Source organism: Chitinimonas sp. BJB300, from assembly GCF_002735695.1.
Classification (GTDB): Bacteria; Pseudomonadota; Gammaproteobacteria; order Burkholderiales; family Chitinimonadaceae; genus Chitinimonas.
On record NZ_PDZH01000202.1, the window covers coordinates 1 to 4,820 of the forward strand.

The following is a 4,820-nucleotide window of genomic DNA, read 5'->3' on the forward strand; positions in this document are numbered from 1 at the left end:
CCATCGCCGACAAGCCCGTTGCTGTCGCCGCACCAAACGTGCTCAGCAAATAGTCGGTGTACAAATCGAGTTCTTTGTTCTTCATGGCGACAGGTTATCGTATGCACTGCGTAACATCAGTCAATAACGCCTATCTATCCTACGATACCTAGGACTATGCTGATTGGCAGCAAAAAACGTATCCCACAAGAAGGGCTAGCCAGCGTGGAAAACCACCTAGCAGGTCATTTGTTGCATTTTGCAAATGCAGGGAAATCACCACTTAGCCATCTGATATCATTCGGCCATTCTACCCACCAGTTGCTTGATAGGTGGGTATCAATCAGGCAAATCAAAGGTTTATATGCAGAACGCCCTTATTACCGGTACAGGCCTTTATACCCCCCCCCATGCAATCAGCAATGCCGAACTGGTAAGCAGCTTCAATGAATATATCCGCCGCTGGAATGCCCAGCATGCCGAAGCCATTGCCAAGGGTGAAGTCGAAGCACGTGCCGAGTCTTCCGTTGAGTTCATCGAAAAAGCATCTGGCATCAAGCAGCGCTATGTAATCGACAAGGAAGGTATTCTCGACCCCGACCGCATGTGTCCGCGTATTGCACCGCGTACAAACGAAACGCTGTCGATCATGGCCGAAATGGCAGTCACCGCAGCCAAGCAGGCTCTGGCACAAGCCGGCAAGACAGCTGCGGATATCGACGGTGTCATCTGCGCCGCCAGCAATATGCCGCGCGCCTACCCAGCCCTTTCAATAGAAGTACAAAGTGCACTGGGTATTGATGGCTGGGCGTTTGATATGAATGTGGCTTGTTCCAGCGCCACGTTTGGCATTGAGCAAGCCACCAATGCAGTAAAAAACGGCAGCGCCCGCGCAGTACTGATGATCAACCCGGAAATCTGCTCTGCTCACCTCGAATGGCGCGACCGCGATTGTCATTTCATCTTTGGCGATGTTTGCACGGCAGTCATTGTCGAGACGCCCAGCACAGCCAGTGTCAAAGGGTGGGAAATCCTGGGTACCAAACTCGCAACCCAGTTCTCCAACAACATCCGAAACAACGCTGGCTTTCTGAACCGCACCGAAGATAAAACCGGCGACCTGCGCGACAAGCTCTTCATGCAGGAAGGCCGTAAGGTATTCAAGGAAGTCTGCCCCCTTGTGGCCGAGCATATCGCCAGCCATCTTCTGGGCCTGAACCTGGTACCGACCAGCGTGCAGCGCTTCTGGCTACACCAAGCCAATCTGGGTATGAACCACTTGATCACCCGCCGCCTTTTAGAACGCGACGCAACAGTGGAAGAAGCTCCGGTGATTCTCGACCAGTATGCCAACACCTCAAGCGCGGGTTCCATCATCGCTTTCCACCTGCACAACGAAGACTTGTCTGCCGGCAGCCTTGGCATCATCTCGAGCTTTGGTGCCGGCTATTCAGTAGGCAGCGTGATTTTGCGTAAACGCTAGACAGTGACGTCAAACCAGCTCGTACAGATGTCTTAAAACGCCTGTTCAAAGCATTTTGGGCAGGCGGACAAAACAGAAACCCATCCTGCAGAATTCTCCGTTAAAGAAACCTAAGCCAGGGCTTACTGCGCTAGCTGGTTTGATGTATTCGCGTCTAGCACCAAACAAACTAACTCGGGCGCAAGCGAAAACGTGCTACTTCCTTGCGCATCTCTTCCGCAAGCAGGCTCAGCGCGCGGGCTGATTGAGCAGAAAGCTTTGCCGCGGTGCTATTTTCCTCTGCCATTTGCGCGATACGCTCTACATTGCTGGCAATTTGCGAACTAGCACTGGTTTGTTCTTGCAATGCAGATGAAATGACGCTGACTGCGCGCTCTGCACCCACCGCACTGGTAGCAATTCCGCCAATAGCAGCGCCCGCATTGCCAGCCAGCTGCACACTTTCTTCCACCTTGTTCACAGCGCGATCCATACCGCTGACCGAATCCTTTGAGCATTGCTGAATACGCTGAATCATGTCGGTGATCTCTCGGGTAGCGCCACTGGTACGCTCAGCCAACTTACGTACTTCATCAGCAACCACCGCGAAGCCACGCCCCTGTTCGCCAGCCCGTGCGGCCTCGATAGCAGCATTCAGTGCAAGCAGGTTGGTCTGATCAGCCACATCGTGTATCACCGACACAATGCTGGAAATGCGTTGCGACTCTTCGCCCAGCGCTGCAATCACCTTGGAAGTAGCACGAATCTCTTCAGCCACACCAAGAATTTCCTTTTCCGCCCCTCGAATCACCTCGGCTCCCTCATTCGACAGCGACTCCGCCTGAAGTGCAGACTGCTGGGCATCGCCCGCATTATCTTTGACTTGGCTAATGCTAACCGTCAGCTCTTCGACTGCAGCTGCCATACTCGATGCCGACTCACTTTGCGCTGCAGAATCATTGGACACCTGGGTAGATGTCGTCGCCATTTCGCTGGCAGACTGGGTAAGCGACTCAGCGTGGCGACGCATGATGCTGATGGTATCGTTTAGAGATCGCTGCATAGTGGACAGGGCATTGAGCATCTGACCCATTTCGTTGCGGTCGTTACCCTGAATGTCGCCAGTCAGATCACCCTCGGCAATGCGATTAGCAATCTCAATTGACTGGTGTATGGGCTTCACAATACTACGGGTGATAATAATCCCAAATAATGCCCCTAACGCCAGCGCCACGATCAACATCACAGTCACACCATAACGTGCCGAACTGGCATCCATTTCTGCATTCGCACGGGCAACCTTACTACCATTGATGCTCTCATCCACTAGCTTTTCCAACAGTGGCAAAGCAGCACGAAAGGCTTTAACACCATCCCCAAGCGACAGCGCGGCTGCCTCTTCCTGCTTATCATCCTTAGCCAAAGCAATGATCTGGTCGCTGACTTTGAGGTAGGCATCGAATTTCTCACGGAATTCTGTATACGTCTGACGAGTTTCAGGCGTATTGATCAACGGTTCGTATAGCGCTGCCACTTTCCGAAAGTTTTCTAGCTCTATTTGCTTGAGATCAAGAAATATCGGCTTGCTATCCGCCTTGGCAATTACATACTGGGTTTCGCGCAAGCGGTGGTCCAGGACATGGGTACGTAGCAGTAGGATCTCCCGCACACTGGGTAGCCATTTGTCGCCCACTTCACCCAACGCCGCATTGACCGTACCCAATTTCACCAATGCTACCCCACCTACTGAACAAGTAAGCGCGAGCAATAGCAAAAATGCGATGGCTAAGCGCATAGAAATCCGTAGATCATTGAAGAGTTTCATGGGTGGCTCCCGGCAGTATCTATGTTCCGTAAGAAATTGCGCCCCGCAGGCAAAGCCATGCGGCAAACAATCTAAATGACCCCATTAGAAACCATAGTTTGCTCACGACACTTTATCCACTTACCACCAGCAGCAGTAGCACCAACGGGAGTACCCCATCTTGATCGAGGTCTTACCGTAATATTCTTCGGTGCCAGATAAGGGTTTATCGTTTAAAGAGGCCAACCCATTGGGCATAGAAATACTCAAAATATCAAATCCCACAATCCAACTCTCTTCGATGTCAACAACGATATATAGCTTGTGTTTTTTAGAGACAATCCACTTAATTTCGCCATTCCTATTCAACAACAAGATTGATACCATTTCAGCTTATTCAAGCTTAGCTTTCACTCGCCATAAGCTACCGATATTCCATAAAAACCGATAAGCCACTAGTAAGATCAGATGCTGGATTCTATATCTACGGTTGCCAAGCGCATCATCTCGGGGGGTATGCATGCAAAAAAATATAATTATAAAAAATTCTTTTACTCGCATTAAAAGCCTTACTCAATCTGCCAAATGGATTGACGATGCACTTATCACCGAGTTACTTCTGTTGATTGGCGATAGCTTTGCTGGGATATCCAGCAAAGCTTACCTACAAAAATATTTCCTTCAGCAAAACGCTTTTGAAAGGAAGCTTAGATTATATTTTGATAAGGAGAAACTAGTTGGCTATTGCTTGCTAACTTTTTCAAAAATCAATCTCGACCAAAAACAAATAGTTTGCATAGGTGCTTCTGCGGCATTCTATCCTGCATATCGCCATGGTAGTAATACTGTGAGATTTTCAGTAAGCGAATCGCTGAAATATTGGTTGCTGCATCCATGGCAACATGTATGCTATGCGGATACGATGTTAAGCCCTGCGATGTATCGCGCAATTGCTAAACAGGTTGCTATTATTTACCCGCAAGCCAAAAGAGCGATACCTGCTGATTTTCTAGCATTAGTTGGCAAGCTAAAGCATTCTTTCTCAATAGATAAAACAGTGCAAGAAGGAGTGCAAAATGAATCATCTTTTATTTGCCATGTTGGCCGAAGAACCAATTATAGCCAATCAGAAATTGACTCTTTCCGATCAAACGAAAAGCCTGAAATTCAGTATTACTGCCAGATCAATCCAAACTTTGATCAGGGAAATGCTTTAATTACAGTAATACCTGTTAATATACAACAGCTGTTTGAGATGGCAATAAAATGGATTAGGCAATAACACCATATCAAAACAAATTTAATTAAATGAAATAGTTCATCAATATTCGGCTGCCATCCCACTCAATTAGGCAACCCTAGGTCGAGCTAGCGATCCTATCCTTTCAAGAGACAGGTAAACATCTACTCTCTGTTCACAACACCGTCCCCAGGGCTTTCAAAGGCGCATTTAAAAACGAACCTGACGGATTTTTATTTATCACTGGATGGTAAATCCATTGGCAAGACTGTAATTCATCCCGGTTCGTTCGGTAAATACCTCGATGGGGGTTTTATATCCATGTCGCTTTCTTG

At 48.5% G+C, this 4,820-nt stretch carries 3 protein-coding genes; 2 read left to right on the plus strand and 1 reads right to left on the minus strand.

The annotated features are described in order from the left end of the window. Positions 1–343 precede the first annotated feature (343 nt). Entirely contained in the window at positions 344–1,462 is a 1,119-nt protein-coding gene (locus CSQ89_RS19990; protein WP_099407776.1) for a beta-ketoacyl-ACP synthase III, read from the plus strand. Between the two features lie 169 nt (positions 1,463–1,631). On the opposite strand, the gene CSQ89_RS19995 is transcribed toward CSQ89_RS19990, so the two are convergent. Then, complete coding sequence (locus tag CSQ89_RS19995; RefSeq protein ID WP_099407777.1) at positions 1,632–3,266, minus strand: methyl-accepting chemotaxis protein; 1,635 nt, start codon at positions 3,264–3,266, stop codon at positions 1,632–1,634. Between the two features lie 499 nt (positions 3,267–3,765). Here CSQ89_RS19995 and CSQ89_RS20005 point away from each other — a divergent pair, with 499 nt between their 5' ends. Next, complete coding sequence (locus tag CSQ89_RS20005; protein WP_099407779.1) at positions 3,766–4,527, plus strand: hypothetical protein; 762 nt, start codon at positions 3,766–3,768, stop codon at positions 4,525–4,527. The last annotated feature ends 293 nt before the right edge of the window (positions 4,528–4,820 follow it).

Bases quoted from the DNA above. Each gene is read 5' to 3' on its own strand.
- CSQ89_RS19990 (WP_099407776.1), top strand. From the start codon at position 344: ATGCAGAACGCCCTTATTACCGGTACAGGCCTTTATACCCCCCCCCAT.
- CSQ89_RS19995 (WP_099407777.1), bottom strand. From the start codon at position 3,266: ATGAAACTCTTCAATGATCTACGGATTTCTATGCGCTTAGCCATCGCA.
- CSQ89_RS20005 (WP_099407779.1), top strand. From the start codon at position 3,766: ATGCAAAAAAATATAATTATAAAAAATTCTTTTACTCGCATTAAAAGC.